Genomic DNA, 18555 nt, shown 5'->3' on the forward strand with positions numbered 1-18555 from the left:
AAATAATAATCAAGTGTGGACAGCTATTTATCGTTAGCTTGTCCGACAATCGCGTACTTCCTCACCATTCCACGCAATTGGTTGTAGGTTAACCCAAGTAATTCTGCAGCTTGTTTCTGGTTATACTTGCTCTGTTTTAGGGCTTGATTGAGTAGCTTGATGTCTTGTTGCTCTTGCCATGCTTTGTAATCAAGTGGCAAAGAAAACGAACTCTCTGATGAAGTATGGCTGTTGGACTGAGCATTGCCAGTTTCTGGCGTCGAATCTTGTTCTGTTTTCCATGCTGGTTTGAATGGGTTAAACACCAAAGATTCAATAGGATATGGATTCTTACCATGTTGGTAGATCGCGCGCTCAATGACGTTTTTGAGCTCTCGAACATTCCCTGGCCAAGAATAATCCAACAAGGATTCAATGGCCGATGGTGCAAAGCCAACAAACAGCTCAAGCTCTAATTCTCGGCACATCTTAATAGCGTAGTATTCGGCCAGTAGAGTGATATCTTCTTTACGTTCGCGAAGTGGGGGAATGGTAATGACATCAAAGGCGAGTCTATCTAATAGGTCTGCTCTGAATTCGCCCTTTAATGCCATCTCTGGCAAGTCGGCGTTGGTTGCACACACCAGTCTTACATTGGCACTTAGGGCCTTTTGTCCGCCGACACGTTCATATTGCCCGTATTCAATAACCCGCAATAGTTTCTCTTGCACGGCTAGAGGAGTGGTCGCGAGTTCATCCAAAAACAGCGTCCCACCTTCGGCTCTCTCAAAGCGGCCTTGATGACGACCTTTCGAACCAGTAAAGGACCCCGATTCATGGCCAAATAACTCTGAATCAATCAACCCTTCACTGAGTGTTGAGCAGTTCAGTGAGATTAAAGGTTGATCCCAGCGTTTTGAAAGGTAGTGGAGCCTTTGTGCAATCAGCTCTTTACCTGTACCACGTTCTCCAATGATCAGAATAGGTCTCTCTATTGGAGCCAGTTGAGAAACTTTGTCCAAAACAGAGAGAAAGCTAGGTGATTCACCAATAAGATTCTGCTGCATAGCGGGTCCTTGTATTAGCTGAGCGCTGGTGGAGGTCATATAAGGGCTGTAGTGGTGAAAAATACCAATACTTGGTTAAATTCATCATAGCATGGTTCGAGTTAATCGCCATTACATTGTAAGTGACTGATAATTAATGCCTTAAAAGTTGGCACGCTACTTGGATTACTCATGGTAGGTCTAACTACAAACGTAAATTTTTGAGCAAGTGGTTTGAGAGTTGAACAACTATTTAAAGCACATTTGCCATTATTGTAATTAAGGAGCTTCTCATGGGTATTTTTTCTCGCTTTGCAGACATCGTAAATTCAAACATCAGTGCACTTTTAGATAAGGCTGAAGATCCTGAAAAGATGATTCGCCTGATTATCCAAGAAATGGAAGATACGTTGGTCGAGGTTCGTACTAACTCAGCTAAAGCTATCGCAGACAAGAAAGAGCTAGCGCGTAAAGTTGAAGCTATCGAAACTCAGATTTTAGATTGGCAAAATAAAGCGACACTAGCGCTAACTAAACAACGCGAAGACCTGGCGAGAGCAGCGCTAATCGAAAAGCAAAAACTGGAAGACATCATCAAGAGCCTTCACACCGAGCAAACTTTGGTTCATGAAACCATCGAAAAGCTAACCAGTGAGATTGGCAAGCTTGAAACTAAAATTGCAGAAACTCGAGCAAAGCAACAAGCATTGATGATCCGTAACAACGCTGCAAGTAACCGCCGTGATGTTCAAAAGCACCTGCACTCAAGCAAAACCAACGAAGCAATGGCGAAGTTTGAGCAATTCTCGCGTAAAGTGGATGAATTAGAAGCTGAAGCGGACGTTTACGCTAAGACGGGTAACGCAAAATCTTTAGACCAAGAGTTTGCAGAGCTACAAGCTCAAGATGAAATTGAAAAAGAGCTAGCGAAACTGAAGCAACAAGTTGAAAACCGCGATAAATAATTTAGGAGTTGTCTATGTCAACATTTCTAATTGCAGGTCCATTGATTGTCTTTTTAATCTTCGTGGCGCCGCTATGGTTATTCTTACATTACCGCAGCAAGAAGAAATCCAGTAATGGTCTTTCAGAAACGGATCTTCAACGTCTGCATAAGCTTTCTGCTCAAGCGGAATCGATGCAAGACCGAGTGAAAACGCTAGAAAAAATACTGGATGCGGAGTCGCCTAACTGGAGACGAAACTATGAGTAGAGAGTTGTATCGCGACCCAATTAACGGCAAATTGTCTGGTGTGTGTGCGGGCTTAGCTAACTACTTCGGCCTTGAAGTTTGGCTAGTTCGCATCTTGGTTATCTCTGCAGCATTGCTTGGTGGCAGTTTTCTGGTGTTATTAGCTTATTTAGCTTTGACATTTATGCTCGAAAAACAACCGCCTCAGTATGTTGATGAGATGAAAGCTAAGCAAGAGCACACACTCAAGCAAAAACCTTGGGAAAAAGGGCAAACTGCGGAGTCATTATTGGACACTTTAGAGGGTGATTTCCAGAAATTAGAGACCAGTGTCCGCAACATGGAAGCTTATGTGACCTCCGACACTTTTAAAGTCGACCGCGCATTTAAGAACATGTAGCGGTAAACCTAAAAAGATTAGATAACGGTTTAGGAAAATTTATTCCAAGCCGTTATTTTTTTTAATAATTTTGTCTAAATAAATCTTACGATAACTGGTAAGTTACATGTGATTAATCTATGTTATAAAAATATTTATAGATATGGATGATCACCAATGTATAGAGCCTCCCTTGTCCTATTGACAGCCTTAGCAGGGTTGTCTGGGTGTGGTAAGGAGCTACCTCCCGTACCTGAACCTGATTCTAGACCCGCCAAACTCTTCACTGTCTCCGTCGGTAATAATGCCTTTGAACGTAGTTTTCCTGCTACCACAGAAGCGGGTGACAAAGCAGTACTCGCATTCCGTGTTCCTGGGTTACTACAGAGTATCGATGTGACAGCTGGGCAACACGTGTCTAAAGGTGACGCGCTTGCTAGGCTAAACCCCGATGAATATCAATTGCTAGAGAAGCAAGCAAAAGCCAACTTTAAGCTAGCGGACGTTCAATACCAGCGAGCGATTAAGCTGCGCAAAGACCGTGTGGTGTCAGAGCAGGATTTCGATCAAGCAAAAGCAAATCATAATTCAGCACGAGCGGTGCTTAATCAAGCCAATGCGAATCTTCGTTACACCACTTTGGTAGCCCCTTATGATGGCACTATCTCTATTATTCCAGCTGAAAACCATGAGTACATTGCCGCTAAACAAGGCGTCATGAATATTCAAACCAATCAAATTCTTAAAGTCGTTTTCTTATTGCCCGACCAACTTATTACGCGCTTTTCTTCAGGGTTTGAAACCGATTCGACCATGGTATTTGACGCGTTTCCTGAAAATTCCTACGTACTGACGTTCCAAGAGGTTGATACGGAAGCCGACCCTAAAACAGGCTCATATAAAGTCACCATGGTGATGGAAAGACCGACGGATATCGGTATCTTGCCAGGCATGTCTGGTACGGTGAATCTAGTGTCTGCTCAAGCAGCTGCGACCAAAATTCCGACTTCGGCAATGATGACTGATGGTGATGATGTCTCAGTTTGGCGTGTTAACAGCGACGGTATCGTTGAGAAAGTCGCGATTGTGATTGATGAGAAACGTCACATTGTCTCTGGGCTTAATGATGGAGATCGCATCGTAACCTCTGGTGTTAATGGCCTTGAATCCGGCATTAAGGTACGAGAGTGGATCAAGGAAAGGGGGCTATAACATGAGTGCATTTAAATTAGCGACAGGATTGTCATGTTTAGCTTTGTTGACCGCTTGTAGTGACAAGCAGGAAGTAGAAGTCGATAACACTCCACTGGTCAGAGCGATAGAGATTTCGGTTTTAGATTTTAATGACAAGTTGTATTTCCCTGCCGTTGCCAATGCGGCGGAAAAAGCCCACCTGAGTTTTCGTGTGGCTGGTGAGATATTTAGGCTCGATGTCAAAGAAGGCGAGCGAGTTGAAGCTGGAGACATTATAGCTGAGCTTGATCCAACCGATTATCAACTAGATGTAGATAATGCCCAAGCTAGATACACGGTAATTAACAGCCAATATAACCGTTCTAGACCTTTGGTGAAAAAGGGTTTACTCGCGAAATCACAGTTTGATGAAATTGCCGCTCAACGTCAGATCGCATACGCGGAGTTAGAACTGGCGAAATTACGCTTGTCTTTCACGATACTGAAAGCGCCTGTTGATGGGATTATTTCTCGAGTGAGTGTCGATCAATTTGAGAACATTCAAGTAGGTCAGCAAATTGTGAACATTCACAGTGTTGAAGATGTTGAAGTCATTATTCAGCTTCCTGACCAAATTTACGTCAATCAACCAAGTGAAACAATCCTAGAAAATGTGACTGCGTTGGTACGGGTTCCTAGTGGTAATGAATACCCTGCAGGAATTAAAGAGTTCACGACAGAGCCTGATCCGAGTACAGGAACATTTACTGTGACCTTGGCACTACCTATGCCAAAAGATGACCTGATTCTAGATGGAATGGCTGTCGATGTTACCTCACATGGCCGAGATATCGGTTTAGATCTAAAAGCCGGAGTGCTAATCCCAATTGAAGCGGTGTTTAATGCTGATGGTGATGATTTAACGCGTAAGAACTCTTATGTATGGGTACTTAATGACGATAATACCGTCTCGAAACAGCAAGTCGTATTAGGAAAAGCAAATCAGAAAACATTGCAGATCATGAAAGGATTAGAAATGGGGCAGCATGTCGTTGTTGCAGGCGTATCGCGATTGCGAGATGGGATGACAGTGGAAGTATTGTCTCAGGAGACGAATAATGAGTGAAGTAAATAACAAGCCCCAAAATGACGATCAACAGGGTGATGATCAGATCACAGGTGTTGCTGCTTACTTTATACGCAACAAAGTCATTAGCTGGATGTTATCTCTGATCTTTCTTATCGGTGGTGTTTCTGCATTCTTCGGTTTGGGGCGTTTAGAAGATCCTGCCTTTACCATCAAAGATGCAATGGTAGTGACTTCATACCCCGGGGCAACACCTCAGCAGGTGGAAGAGGAAGTGACCTACCCACTAGAGAAAGCGATTCAACAACTGACCTATGTCGACGAAGTGAACTCGATCTCTAGCCGTGGCCTGTCTCAGGTAACGGTAACGATGAAGAATAACTACGGTCCAGATGATCTTCCGCAAATCTGGGATGAACTTCGCCGAAAAGTGAATGATCTTAAGGTTGAACTTCCACCAGGGGTCAATGATCCTCAAGTCATCGATGATTTCGGTGACGTTTACGGTATTTTGCTGGCGGTGACGGGCGATGGTTACAGCTATAAAGAGCTGCTGGATTACATCGATTACCTAAGGCGAGAGTTAGAGCTGGTTGATGGGGTCAGTAAAGTCTCGGTATCCGGCCAACAGCAAGAGCAAGTGTTTATTGAAATATCGATGAAACGGATAAGCTCTCTCGGTCTGTCTCCAAACACGGTATTTAACCTTTTATCGACTCAAAACATTGTATCAAGTGCTGGCGCGGTGAGAATTGGCGATGAATACATTCGAATCCATCCTACGGGCGAGTTCCAGAATGTTGAACAGCTGGGTGATTTGATTCTGACAGAAGGCGGTGCTCAAGGCCTTATTTACCTAAAAGATGTCGCTGATGTAACTCGCGGTTACGTTGAGGTGCCAAGCAATATCATAGGTTATAACGGCAAGCTCGCACTTAACCTTGGTGTCTCTTTTGCACAAGGCGTGAACGTGGTAGCGGTTGGTGAAGCTTTTGACCGAAGACTGGCCGAACTAAAATATCAACAACCCGTCGGTATCGACATCTCTGAGGTTTATAACCAGCCAAAAGAAGTCGACAAATCGGTAAGTGGATTTGTGGTGAGTTTAGGTCAGGCGGTTGCGATCGTAATCGTGGTTCTACTGTTCTTCATGGGTCTACGGTCAGGTCTGTTGATCGGTTTGATACTATTGTTGACCGTTTTCGGTACATTCATTTTCATGCAGTACTTCAAGATTGACCTCCAGCGTATTTCATTAGGTGCATTGGTTATCGCCTTGGGGATGCTGGTGGATAACGCCATTGTGGTGGTGGAAGGGATATTGATCGGCACGCAGAAGGGGCGAACCCGGATGCAGGCCGCTACCGATATCGTAACTCAAACCAAATGGCCTTTGCTTGGTGCTACCGTTATTGCAGTAACCGCATTTGCTCCAATTGGTTTATCTGAAGACTCAACTGGCGAATACTGTGGCACCTTGTTCACGGTTCTACTTATCTCCTTGATGCTGAGTTGGTTTACTGCCATCTCGCTCACGCCGTTCTTTGCTGACATGTTCTTTAAGGGTCAGAAGGTTGACCCAGATAGCGAAGGTAAAGACCCATACAACGGGATGGCTTTTGTTATCTACAAAAACTTCCTTGAGTTCTGTATGAAGCGTGCTTGGCTCACCATGTTTGTCTTGATTATTGGTTTAGGTGCGAGTGTGTACGGTTTTGGCTTCGTTAAACAAGCTTTCTTCCCGTCATCGACAACACCGATGTTCCAAGTTGATGTTTGGATGCCGGAAGGGACCGATATTCGAGCAACCAACACTAAGCTGAAAGTGCTTGAAAGTTGGTTAGCAGAACAGGACGAAGTTGAACACATCACAACGACCGCAGGTAAAGGCTTACAGCGTTTCATGTTGACTTACGCACCAGAGAAAAGTTATAGCGCTTACGGCGAGATAACGGTTCGCGTTAAGAGTTACGAAGTGCTTGAAGGGTTGATGAAGCGTTTCCGTGAACATGTAAATGGACAATTCCCAGAGATCGACTATAAGCTAAAACAGATTGAATTAGGTCCTGGTGGCGGTGCGAAGATTGAAGCTCGTATTGTGGGTTCAGATCCAACGGTGTTACGTTCAATCGCAGCACAAGTGATGGATGTAATGCGTGCCGATAGTGGTGCATTTAACGTTCGTCACGACTGGCGTGAAAGAACTAAGGTTTTAGAGCCTCAGTTCAACGAAAGCCAAGCGCGTCGTTACGGTATCACCAAGTCTGATGTCGATGATTTCCTAGCGATGTCTTTCTCTGGTAAATCAATTGGTGTATACCGTGATGGTACAACGCTGATGCCGATTGTGGCTCGTTTGCCTGAAGATGAGCGTGTCGATATTCGTAACATCGAAGGTATGAAGATCTGGAGCCCTGCGTTAAGTGAATACATCCCGCTGCAACAAGTGACTTTAGGCTACGAGTTGGAATGGGAAGATCCACTGATCATTCGTAAGAACCGTAAGCGCATGCTGACAGTAATGGCGGATCCAGATCTACTGGGCGAAGAAACTGCTTCTACGCTACAGAAGCGTCTACAGCCACAAATTGAAGCGATAGAGATGCCACCTGGTTATTCTCTTGAGTGGGGTGGTGAGTATGAGTCGTCTGCGGATGCGCAGGCATCACTATTCACAACCATGCCTCTTGGCTACTTGTTCATGTTCTTGATCACTGTATTCTTGTTTAATTCGGTGAAAGAGCCTCTGATTGTTTGGTTAACGGTTCCATTGGCGTTGATTGGGGTGACGACCGGCTTGTTAGCCTTAAATACTCCCTTCGGTTTTATGGCCTTGTTGGGCTTCTTGAGCTTATCGGGCATGCTACTCAAAAATGGTATCGTCCTGCTTGATCAAATTGAGATTGAAATGAAATCAGGTAAAGATCCTTATGTCGCAGTTGTCGATGCAGCGTTGAGCCGTGTTCGTCCGGTATGTATGGCGGCGATCACCACGATTCTAGGTATGATCCCTCTGCTACCCGATATCTTCTTCAAACCAATGGCAGTAACCATCATGTTCGGTTTGGGCTTTGCTACTGTACTGACGTTAATCGTGGTACCTGTGCTATATCGTCTATTCCATAAAATTGAAGTAGCTTAACGCTAATTAACCTTTGAAATAATGCCCCTGAATGGGGCATTATTTTTATATACCGATTGATAGAAGAGAACACAAAATGGAAGTAAATACATCGGATAGAACCTGCGCATGGGCACTGAAACACGAACTTGAAAGGGAGTACCACGACGCAGAGTGGGGCGTGCCTGTTTATGATGACCGAGTTCTGTTTGAGTTCATTACTTTAGAAGGCGCTCAGGCGGGTCTAAGCTGGATTACGATTCTTAAAAAGCGCGAAGGCTATCGCGCGGCATTTGATAACTATGACATCGATAAGTTAGCCGCACTCAATGAAGACAACGTGCCACACATCATTGATAACTTCGATGTGGTTAAGCACAAGGGCAAAATTGCGTCAGTATACAACAATGCTCGAGCGACACTTGAACTACAGGAAGAGTTCGGCTCTCTTTCAAATGCTTTATGGCAGTTTGTCGACAACAAGGTGATTGTGAATCAATGGACTGAGATGTCTCAAGTTCCCGCTTCTACCGAGCAATCTAAAGCGATGAGCAAGTTTTTGAAGAAGAGAGGCTTTAAGTTTGTAGGGGAAACAATCTGTTACGCGTTCATGCAAGCAACAGGTATGGTTAATGACCATATCGTAGGTTGTCCACACAAATAAAAGTGTTATTTATCGTCGAAAAATAATTGCTCTAATATAGGAAAATTCACTGGTCATTTATAAACTATTCAATATCATATGCGACCGAATTCAAACCTAGAAGACGATAGTGAAACAACAAAGCTACCAAATTTGTGATGCTCGTTATGATCCCTTGCTTAGGCAGTTTGTGCGTGAAGATGGCCACGTAGAAACTATCGCGCCGATAGAAGGTAAGGTGTTTCTATTCTTACTTGAAAATACTGGTGAGTGCATTGAGCGAGGCCTGATATTTGATAGGTGCTGGGGCGATGTGATTGTCTCAGAGCAAGCGCTCACTAACGTGATATCTAAGATTAGAAAAACGCTGTCACGAGTTACTTGTGGTTGTGCGACTATTCGTACAGTCAGTAAAACGGGTTATTTACTTGAAATCAATGAGTCGATAAAGCCTAGCAAAACTGGAGTTGTATCTTCTCCTTTAGCTACGGGGGGATTTGAATCAAACTCTTCGTCCGCCTCTCAAGAGGTGTTTTCTGTCACTGAAACCTCTACAGATGTTAATACGACAACGGCAATTGATTCCGATTCTAAAACGTCTTCCAACCAAGAACAGAACACAGTTGTACCAGATCCTTCAAATTCAAAAAATAATACGCAACTAGTTAAAGCGGGCTATTTAGTCGCTTTGATTTGTGTCCTTGTAACGGCGTTCAACCTTTTCCAAACCTATTATACGCCTTTGCCTTATTTTATTGATAAAGCCGAGTATCGAGACAGTTACACAGACAATACCAATCACTACTTTTTCCATATTGCGCACAATGAATCTTATTCGTTGCCTGCGATCACTCAAAAGCTTACCGCTGTGATACCCAGTCACTGCAACGTTAATGTTTTTGTGCGTATCTATCCGTCTGTAGACCTACCGGAAAATGATGCGTTATATATGTTGGTTCAAAAGAAGAGTGGGGAAGCTTTGAACTATAGCGCTTCTATTTTCAATATCGTGTCGTCTTTTGACTCGTTTGCTCAGTACATGGAAAAGAGGAGTTACTTTTGCGACTAATTGGCTTACTCATTCTTTTTGCAATCGCCGCTGCGAGCTTCTTGTTAGAGCAAAACGTATTGGCAGGCACTCGATGGCACTGTAAAACAATTAAAACTGATTTCTTATCTCAGGCATTCCAACCTTATCAAGCACTGTATGAGCGCATAAGCCTTACTTTTCAGTCTGATCATACCTTTAGTATTAGAGAGTTTGTGACGATTACCGAGCAGGATGGTAATGAGAGTACGATGGAAAACCTTTATTCCGGCTACTATGGGCTTGATGGAAACAGACTGTCGATGAGTATTCTTGATGTGAGAACCGCAACGCCTTTCCATGATCCTATTATTAATCTGGATTACAGTGAGTATAAAGGGGTGACGATTGACTACGCGTTTGCAGTGAAGGACAAGTCTTTGTATATGTTCAATGAACAACGATCTGAAATATTCAACTGGGCGTGCTTTAACGTTCAGTAGCTTTTTAAAGCCATGCGTCTAATACGCTAAAATTAAAAGGCAGGAGTACCCTGCCTTATTGTATATTGAGTCAAATGTGTCAGCTTAAATCAAAGCGTTGTAGCGTTCCAATCCAGCCTCGAGGTCTGCAATCAAATCATCAACGTCTTCTAAGCCGATATGAACACGAATCAAGGTACCTTTGAAGTTAGGGTTCGCTACTGTTCTTAGGCTATCAAAGCTGCTCGGCTCGTTTGCTAGAATTAAGCTCTCAAAGCCACCCCATGAGTAACCCATACTAAAGTGAGTCATACCATCAAGCAGTGCCGTCGTCGCTTTTGTATTTGAGTTTTTCAGCACGAAAGAGAACAAACCATTACCACCGGTAAAATCTCGTTTAAAGAACTCATGACCAGGGCAAGATTCAAGTGCAGGGTGACGAACGTGGTCAACCTCAGCACGAGTCTCTAACCATTTTGCGACTTTTAAGCTGCTTTCTGCGTGTTGGCGTAGGCGAACATCAAGAGTACGAATGCCGCGTAGGCCGAGGTAAGCGTCATCTGGAGAAACACATTGCCCCATCAGGTAGCTCTGTTCTCTCAGTTGGTCCCAACATTTCTCGTTGGCTACCGCAGTCCCTAGCATCACATCAGAGTGACCAACGATGTATTTTGTCGCAGCTTGAATAGAGATATCAACACCGAAATCAAACGGTGAGAAGTTCACACCTGCCGCCCAAGTATTATCAAGCATAACGATGATGTCATGTTCGTGAGCAATGCGAGCCAGAGTCGGAACATCTTGAACTTCCATCGTTACTGAACCCGGAGATTCGGTAAACAGAACCTTGGTATTTGGTTTGATAAGCTCTTGGATGCCTTCACCAATTGTTGGCTCGTAGTAAGTTGTCTCGACTCCCATCTTTTTCATGATAGTGTCACAGAAGTCACGCGTCGGTTCGTAACAGGTATCGACCATCAGAATATGGTCACCTGTTTCTACAAAAGAGAGGATGGCATTAGAAATTGCTGCCGTACCACAAGGGTATAGCGCGCAACCTGCGCCGCCCTCCACTTCAACCATGGCATCTTGGAAAGCGAAATGAGTGTTGGTTCCACGACGTCCGTAAAAAAGCGTTTTGTTAGCGCGATTAATCGTAGCTTTGCGTTTTTCTTCTACAGAGTTGAATACAACAGTTGAAGCGCGCTGTACTGGTGGGTTAACGACACCATTGGTCCACTTCTTATCACGGCCTGCAGTGATCAGTTTAGTGGTTTTGTTCTCGGACATGCTGTGAATTCCTTATCAATCGGTTATGTCCTATTTAAAACATGCCAATAGCCTTCAAAGCAAGAGTGAAGCGGGAGTTTTTATGCATTTCTTTCTCTTTTTAACCTTTCACGTCGTTTATCGTGAAAGGTTAAAATTAGATAGGCTGCGACAGATGAGTCGCGTAGCCCCATTGATTGGATTAAAGAAGTGGGTTGAACAGATAGAACAACCTTTCAAAGAAGCGGTTGCGCAGGTTTCTCTGTTCCCACTGTTCCAATTCTACTGGGTGCGATGACTCGATGTAAGATTGTTGAAGTTCAGATAGCTGTTGAGTGAAGTGTACATCGTCAACGGCTAGCGTCACTTCGAAGTTAAGCCATAAGCTACGCATGTCGATATTGACCGTTCCAATTAAGCAAAACTCTTCATCAATCACTACTGATTTGGTGTGAAGAAGCCCGCCGTAAAACTCATAAATCTTAACGCCGGCTTCAAGCAACTCCGTATAGAAAGCGCGCGAAGCCCACTTCACCATCAATGAATCGTTGTTATGTGGAATGATCAGTTCTACGTTTACACCACGTTGCGCCGTCATTTTCAGAGTCTCTAATAAATCGGCACTCGGTACAAAGTAGGGGGTTGTGATGCGAACAGAATGGTTTGCCTGATTAATCGCAATGGTCAGAACTTGTAGGATCAAATATTCTGGCATGCCGGGGCCTGATGGTACTACTTGAACAGGATGATGCGTGATTACCTCTTCAACCGGACATTCTGGTAAATCAGGAAGGATTCGTTCACCGGTTTCCACTTCCCAATCCCAACCATGAATGGCCGACAGCACATTTACGGTTGGACCCGTTACGCGAACCATTACGTCAATCCACTGACCAACACCTGAACTCTGCTTGAAGTGAGCAGGATCAACCATATTCATTGAACCGGTATAGGCGATGCTTTCATCAATGACGATGATCTTACGGTGTTGCCTTAGGTCTAGGCGTCGTAAGAAAATACGCCAAGGGCTAACCTCTAAGGCTTGCACAACTTGCACACCGGCATCTTTCATCATTGAACGCCAGTGGCTTTTAAAAAAGCGTGGGCTACCTGCAGAATCCAGCAAGACTTTAACATCTACACCACGTTTCGCCGCTCGAATAAGTGCGGAAGCAACCGAATCGGTTAAGCCTCCAGGGTGCCAAATATAGAAAACCATCTTGATACTGGTCTGGGCGTTTTCTATATCTTCGATAATTGCGTGTAAGATCTCATTGGGAGAAGCTTGCAGTGAAAGCGTGTTTCCACTGAGTGCAGGGATACCCATCCGATTGTTACAAAGCTCATCGATCTTGTGGATCGGGGAGCCGACTTTGCCAGGAAGGTGAAGTTGGCAATCATTTAATTGGCGGAACCAGTCACCAAACGGAGTAAACATGCGATGTGCACGCTCAGCCCTCTTTCTACCAAGGTTTAGCTCTCCAAAAAGGAAGTAACAAGCTACCCCCACAATTGGGATAATGTAGATAACCATCAACCACGCGAGAGAAACGCTCACTGAGCGTCGTTTTAGTACGACACGGAAAGTAACACCGGCTACAAGTACCCAGTACAAAGCGACAGAGGCTAAAGTTAAAAAATGGTAGAGCTTTTCCACATTGAATACTCGAAAAAAGAGACACTTAGATAGTAATGCTATTTTACGGATATGGGAATTTAAGGAATCAACTATTTACAAATTAGAGCTAAAGCTGTAAACAGGTTATAGTTGTTAAGTTTTGGTTAACTTAAGACGAAAACGATTGTTTTGTATGAAAAGGCGGCATTTAACCATAAAAATTTACATTGGTAACGAAATATGTACGGTTCGGGCTTCCAATTTTATTCTTAAACTGGTTTACTTGCCATATAACGAGCGTCAATCAAATCTTTTAGGTGTGTAAATCTTTTTGTACACCTTATCTTTTAAAGACGCCACCCAAAGCAAAACACAACATCACATAACACAAAAGTTTGGAGTACACGTGGCTACTAGTAATACAACCACAACACCCCGCGATACCTGGGGTTCGAAGTTAGGATTCGTAATGGCTGCAGCAGGTTCTGCTGTTGGTCTAGGTAACATTTGGAAATTCCCTTACACAGCAGGTGAAAGTGGCGGCGGTGCATTCGTTGCAATTTATCTGTTTTTTGTAATCTTCATCGGTTTCAGTGTGATGCTGACTGAATTTGCGATTGGCCGTCATACGCAAAAATCGGCAGTAGGTGCATTTAAATCAACGGATCGTCGTTGGACGTTCGCTGGTGTTATCGGCGTAGTCAGTGGTCTACTTATCATGGGTTTCTACCCTGTAGTAGGTGGTTGGTCTATCGCATACATCGGTAAGATTGCTGGTGGTCTGCTAGATGCACCTGAAGCAATCGGTGACAGCTTCGGTGGCTTTATCTCAAACCCAGTTCAACCACTTATGTGGATGGGCCTATACCTATTGCTTAACGTTGTTATCGTTATGAAGGGTATCTCTGGCGGTATCGAGAAAGCGGGTAAGATCCTGATGCCACTTCTTTTCATCATCCTTATCGTGGTATCAATCAAAGGCCTTATGCTTCCGGGCGCGATGGCTGGTCTTGAGTTCTTATTCAGCCCTGACTTCTCTAAAGTAGATAGCGGTGTAATCCTAGCAGCACTAGGTCAAGCATTCTTCTCACTAAGTCTTGGTATGGGTTGTATGTTGACATACGGTTCTTACCTTAAGAAGAAAGAGAACCTAGTTCAAACTACGGCTATGGTTACGGCAATGGATACTGGTGTTGCTATCCTAGCTGGTGTTGCAATGTTCCCTGCAATGTTCGCATTCGGCATGGAGCCAGCAGCTGGTCCTGGTCTAGTATTCGTTGTTGTTCCTCAGCTATTCGCTGAAATGGGCGGCGTAGTTGGTCTTCTATTTGCTCTAATGTTCTTCGTTGGTTTAAGTGTTGCGGCACTGACTTCTTCAGTATCTCTACTTGAAGTTGTGGTTTCTTACCTAATCGATGAGAAAGGCATGAAGCGTGTGACAGCAGTACTGTCTGCAAGTGTAGTAATGGCGATTCTATGTATCTTCGCTTCTCTATCACTTGGTGGATTCGGTCCTACATTGTTCGGTACTGGCGCATTCGATATCTTCGACTTACTAACTGATAAGATCTTCCTAGCCGTTGGCGGTATGTTGGTATGTATCTTCGCTGGTTGGAGACTAAACCGTGCAGACCTAGAGAAAGAAATCACTAACGACGGTGAAGTATCTTTCCCACTATTCGGTCTATGGTACACGCTAGTTAAGTACATCATCCCAGTAGCTATCGCTATCGTAGCGTTCATGGGTATCTCTTCTGGCTTCGACAGCGGTAAAGGTGCAATCATGCTACTAGGTATTGGTATTATTGCTGGCTCTGCGCTTATCTCTAAGAAGCTATAATTCTAAGAAGCCGCAAGCGCAAGTTAAAGTAAGTTACAAAGCGGGAGCCAATGGCTCCCGTTTTTTTATGCCGGACACTTAATTATTGATGGAAAATAAATATCTCCTATTCACTCAAGTTATCCGTTTGCTAGCCGATATATTGAATGTTAAAGCTTTTCTAAGCCGTATTTTATTTAGGTAGGTGTTGTATGAAATTATCGGTGAGAAAGAAACTGTATGCCGGTTTTGGTTCTATATTGGCGGTGCTCGTCACGCTGGTCGGTATTGTGTGGATAGAGGTTATTGGTGCTCATAAAAGTGCTGATGAGATAAGAATGGACGATGTTCCGGGTACTGTTACCTATCTTGTTCTGATAGATGAAGCTGGGGATGTTTATCGAGATGCTTTGGGTGCGATTATTCAAGTTGATAACGCGCTGAACGATTATCGAACCAATAAAAACGAGTTTGCTCAAGCCATTGAAGAGGCAAAGCGTTTAGAGAGTAGAGGCACGGAAGATCATCGCCGTATTCAGCGAATTGAAGACCTGATGGGCCGTTTCACTCAAGAGTTTGAATCGAATCTTGTGCCTAAAATCAGTGATGAATCTGAGCTACTAGCCAACATTCAACAGCTACGTTCTTTGTATGAGAGCAATCTCATCCCAATTGAGAACTTACTGGATCAAGCCTCTGCTAGTGAACGTGCAGATACAGAACAGTCACTACTTATATTAACCGATGCGTTTACCACCATCGAACGCACCATCATGGTGTTGTCTGCTATTGCGATTGTCTTTGGTTGTGTGATTGCGTATGTATTATCTAGTTCTATTACCAATCGTTTGACTCGTGTTGAACAGGTCGCACGACGTGTAGCAAATGGTGACCTAACTGCGGGCGACATTATTGATGATTCTGGTGATGAGTTAGCTGAGCTGGCTAAGTCGATTAACCAGATGCAGAAATCGTTGGTAGACTTATTGGGTTCAATCTCTTCTGTGACTCACCAAGTTCAATCAGTAACTGGCGAGCTATCTTCAATAAGTGAGGACATCGTAACAGGCGCTTCTGCTCAGGCCGATAAAGCGAACCTTATTGCAACAGCTGCAGAAGAGCTAAGCTTGACCATTTCTGAAGTGGCACAACAAGGCACCTCTACCTACGAAGAAGCACGCCGCTCTGAAACCTCTGCAGAAGATGGTCGTAATGTGATCGTTGAAATGGTGGCGAGTATTCAGCAAGTATCGACTCAAATGAGTGATATGTCACTGCAAATGAATACTTTGGGCTCTCACGGTGAGCAGATTGGTAGCGTTATCAAAGTCATCGAAGACATTGCTGAGCAAACTAACCTGTTAGCTCTCAACGCTGCAATTGAAGCAGCTCGTGCGGGCGAGTTTGGCCGTGGTTTCGCGGTGGTTGCCGATGAAGTACGTGCGCTCGCAGAGAGAACGACCAAAGCGACACAAGAAGTGTCTGGCATCATTCAATCTATTCAGTCGGGTACTCAAGAAGCGGTGACTTACACCCAAGATAACTGTCGCTTGGTTGAGATCGGTGTTGAGCAAAGCTCAGGTGCGGTTTCTGCTCTAGAAGCGATTGTAAGCGGCGCAGGCAATGTACAAAGTATGGTTAACTCAATTGCTACCGCAGCAGAAGAGCAGACCGCTGTGACCAAAGAAATTGCTGCAGACATTACCGCGATCAGCGATATCTCTGAGCAATCTTTACAACTGGCAACGCGCAGCTCTGAAAACACTTCAGGTTTGAATGCTAAGGTTGCTGAGCTAGAAGCACTGGTTAGTAAGTTCAAACTTGCTTAGTGCTTAGTCCGTATTCAATCGGAACTAAAAACGATTACCGAAAGTGGACAAATAAAGAGAAGCCCAATGATTCAATGTTAATTGAGTGAGTTGGGCTTTTTCGTAGCTGGAATCTGGGTTCAGACACGGTATACTCCACGTTCTACAATGGAGCTAGCCTTTACATGTTCGATATTCTTCTGAACCACTCTGATTTTTTACTCATCAATAAGCACCCTGGTGTCAGCGTCCACAAAGACGATGGCGATACTATGCTGCTTCAAGAAGTGGCTAAGGCAATCAATGAGCCTAAGCTGTATCTCGTTCATCGCCTCGATAAAATGACCTCAGGTATTCTGCTGCTAGCAAAAAATTCGTCGGCGGCAAGTGAGCTTTCACAGCTATTTGCAAAGCGTGAAGTAGAGAAGTTCTACCTTGCGATTGGCTCTAAGAAGCCAAAGAAAAAGCAGGGATTGATCTCAGGTGATATGGAGCGTTCACGACGCTCTAGCTGGAAATTATTGACTAGCAAAGAAAACCCAGCGATTACCCAGTTTTTATCAGCAACAGCTGAACCCGGCGAGCGTCTACTTTTATGTAAACCCTATACTGGGCGAACTCACCAGATCCGTGTCGCGATGAAGTCGATCGGCTCAGCTATTGTTGGTGACCCAATTTATAATCCATCGAGTGAGGCTGACAGAGGTTATCTGCATGCCTTCGCGATTCGATTTACCTATCAATCACAAGCCTACGAATATGTCTGCGACCCAAGGAGCTTAGACTCTTTAGGAGAGAAGTGGCATCAAGAAACCGTATCTAACGGTTTGGACAGTTGGCTTGAACCTTGGTCATTAACTTGGCCAAAGCTAAACACTAAGTGAGTGAAATAATGGAAGCATCAGCTTTACCTCTGTTTTTTAGTCATATTGAACAGCAATTGAATGAAGTACCGAATGAACTACGTCGTATCTTTCACGGTCGTGGTAAGTTTTGGCCAGGTCTAGAGCAACTGACATGTGATTGGGTTGATGGGCAGCTACTGGTGAATGTATTCAAAGAAGTAGACGATGAGTTCTTGTCATCTCTTAAAGCTGGATTGGTTGATTTGACCAATAAAGACATCTGGCAAGCAAAGCAGGGAACAAGTATTGTTCTGCAACACCGTTATGCCGATGGTGCGCCTTCAGAAGTGCTGTGGGGCGAGCTAAACGACTCTCCAGTCGTGGTTGAACACGGGCTTAAGTACCAACTAGACATTGGCCGTAACCAAAACTTCGGGTTGTTCCTAGACATGCGTAACGGTCGTCAGTGGGTACAAGATAATGCCAAGGGTAAGAATGTTCTTAACTTGTTCGCATACACTTGTGGCTTCTCTGTCGCAGCTATCGCTGGTGGTGCTCGCCAGTGCATGAACGTAGACATGTCACGCGGATCGCTAAACAAAGGCCGTGATAATCACCGTTTGAATGATCACGACATGCGCTCGGTTAACTTCCTTGGTTACGACATTTTTAAGTCGTGGGGGAAAATCAAGAAAGGCGGCCCTTACGAGCTAGTTATCATTGATCCGCCTTCGTTCCAAAAAGGCAGCTTTGCTTTAACTAAAGATTACAAAAAGATCTTACGTCGATTACCTGAGCTTCTAACTGAAGGTGGTGAAGTGATCGCGTGTGTGAACTCACCAGCGGTTTCTCCTAACTTCCTTATTGAGACGATGGCAGAAGAAGCGCCAAACGTTGAGTTTATTGAACGCTTAGACAACCCGCCTGAGTTTGTCGATGTTGACCTTGATTCAAGCCTCAAAGTACTGAGATTTAGAATTAAAACGCCTGCTGACGCTTAATTGAACGTCAGCATTAGAAAAGAAAACGCCACTCATATTGAGTGGCGTTTTTGTATCTTGTTGATG

Annotated in this window: 16 protein-coding genes; 13 read left to right on the forward strand and 3 right to left on the reverse strand. The window is 44.2% G+C overall.

Features of this window, described 5'->3' with window-relative positions:
• Window positions 1-23 precede the first annotated feature (23 nt).
• The gene (gene pspF, locus OCV56_RS05645; protein WP_086713027.1) at window positions 24-1046 is read right to left on the reverse strand and encodes a phage shock protein operon transcriptional activator; all 1023 of its coding nucleotides are present in this window, start codon (window positions 1044-1046) and stop codon (window positions 24-26) included.
• 272 nt (window positions 1047-1318) lie between these two features.
• Here pspF and pspA point away from each other — a divergent pair, with 272 nt between their 5' ends.
• The 9 genes from pspA (at window position 1319) to OCV56_RS05690 (ending at window position 10150) form a co-directional block, all read left to right on the forward strand.
• Window positions 1319-1990: a phage shock protein PspA gene (gene pspA, locus OCV56_RS05650; RefSeq protein WP_010440091.1), complete on the forward strand. Its 672-nt coding sequence runs from the start codon at window positions 1319-1321 to the stop codon at window positions 1988-1990.
• A gap of 14 nt (window positions 1991-2004) precedes the next feature.
• A complete protein-coding gene (gene pspB, locus OCV56_RS05655) occupies window positions 2005-2238 on the forward strand; it encodes an envelope stress response membrane protein PspB (RefSeq protein WP_004734605.1) in 234 nt (77 codons plus the stop codon).
• Window positions 2231-2617 (forward strand): envelope stress response membrane protein PspC, encoded by a 387-nt coding sequence (gene pspC, locus OCV56_RS05660; protein WP_086713028.1) that lies wholly within the window; start codon window positions 2231-2233, stop codon window positions 2615-2617. Before pspB ends, pspC begins: the two co-directional genes overlap by 8 nt.
• A gap of 156 nt (window positions 2618-2773) precedes the next feature.
• Window positions 2774-3808: an efflux RND transporter periplasmic adaptor subunit gene (locus tag OCV56_RS05665; RefSeq protein ID WP_086713029.1), complete on the forward strand. Its 1035-nt coding sequence runs from the start codon at window positions 2774-2776 to the stop codon at window positions 3806-3808.
• 1 nt (window position 3809) lies between these two features.
• Window positions 3810-4895, forward strand: a complete 1086-nt coding sequence (locus OCV56_RS05670; RefSeq protein WP_086713030.1) for an efflux RND transporter periplasmic adaptor subunit — start codon at window positions 3810-3812, stop codon at window positions 4893-4895.
• Window positions 4888-7998 (forward strand): efflux RND transporter permease subunit, encoded by a 3111-nt coding sequence (locus OCV56_RS05675; RefSeq protein WP_086713031.1) that lies wholly within the window; start codon window positions 4888-4890, stop codon window positions 7996-7998. Before OCV56_RS05670 ends, OCV56_RS05675 begins: the two co-directional genes overlap by 8 nt.
• Window positions 7999-8074: 76 nt before the next feature.
• The gene (locus OCV56_RS05680; protein ID WP_086713032.1) at window positions 8075-8641 is read left to right on the forward strand and encodes a DNA-3-methyladenine glycosylase I; all 567 of its coding nucleotides are present in this window, start codon (window positions 8075-8077) and stop codon (window positions 8639-8641) included.
• A gap of 109 nt (window positions 8642-8750) precedes the next feature.
• Window positions 8751-9689, forward strand: a complete 939-nt coding sequence (locus OCV56_RS05685; RefSeq protein ID WP_086713033.1) for a winged helix-turn-helix domain-containing protein — start codon at window positions 8751-8753, stop codon at window positions 9687-9689.
• Window positions 9680-10150 carry a hypothetical protein gene (locus tag OCV56_RS05690; protein WP_086713034.1) on the forward strand — a complete coding sequence of 157 codons (471 nt, stop codon included), beginning with the start codon at window positions 9680-9682 and terminating at the stop codon, window positions 10148-10150. Before OCV56_RS05685 ends, OCV56_RS05690 begins: the two co-directional genes overlap by 10 nt.
• An 84-nt stretch (window positions 10151-10234) precedes the next feature.
• Here OCV56_RS05690 and OCV56_RS05695 read toward each other — a convergent pair whose 3' ends face one another.
• Both OCV56_RS05695 and cls read right to left on the reverse strand, forming a co-directional pair.
• Entirely contained in the window at window positions 10235-11419 is a 1185-nt protein-coding gene (locus OCV56_RS05695; RefSeq protein WP_086713035.1) for a cystathionine beta-lyase, read from the reverse strand.
• A 181-nt stretch (window positions 11420-11600) separates the two neighbouring features.
• Window positions 11601-13055 carry a cardiolipin synthase gene (gene cls, locus OCV56_RS05700; RefSeq protein WP_086713036.1) on the reverse strand — a complete coding sequence of 485 codons (1455 nt, stop codon included), beginning with the start codon at window positions 13053-13055 and terminating at the stop codon, window positions 11601-11603.
• A gap of 367 nt (window positions 13056-13422) precedes the next feature.
• Between cls and OCV56_RS05705 the strand changes: the two genes are divergently transcribed.
• From OCV56_RS05705 to OCV56_RS05720, 4 genes are all read left to right on the forward strand, one after another.
• The gene (locus tag OCV56_RS05705) at window positions 13423-14856 is read left to right on the forward strand and encodes a sodium-dependent transporter (RefSeq protein ID WP_012604350.1); all 1434 of its coding nucleotides are present in this window, start codon (window positions 13423-13425) and stop codon (window positions 14854-14856) included.
• 191 nt (window positions 14857-15047) lie between these two features.
• Window positions 15048-16664 (forward strand): methyl-accepting chemotaxis protein, encoded by a 1617-nt coding sequence (locus OCV56_RS05710; RefSeq protein WP_086713037.1) that lies wholly within the window; start codon window positions 15048-15050, stop codon window positions 16662-16664.
• Between the two features lie 164 nt (window positions 16665-16828).
• Window positions 16829-17527, forward strand: a complete 699-nt coding sequence (locus OCV56_RS05715) for a TIGR01621 family pseudouridine synthase (protein ID WP_086713038.1) — start codon at window positions 16829-16831, stop codon at window positions 17525-17527.
• 8 nt (window positions 17528-17535) lie between these two features.
• On the forward strand, window positions 17536-18489 hold the full coding sequence (locus tag OCV56_RS05720; protein WP_086713039.1) for a class I SAM-dependent methyltransferase: 954 nt from the start codon (window positions 17536-17538) through the stop codon (window positions 18487-18489).
• Window positions 18490-18555: the final 66 nt, after the last annotated feature.

The sequence above is a fragment of the Vibrio gigantis genome (assembly GCF_024347515.1).
GTDB lineage: Bacteria > Pseudomonadota > Gammaproteobacteria > Enterobacterales > Vibrionaceae > Vibrio > Vibrio gigantis.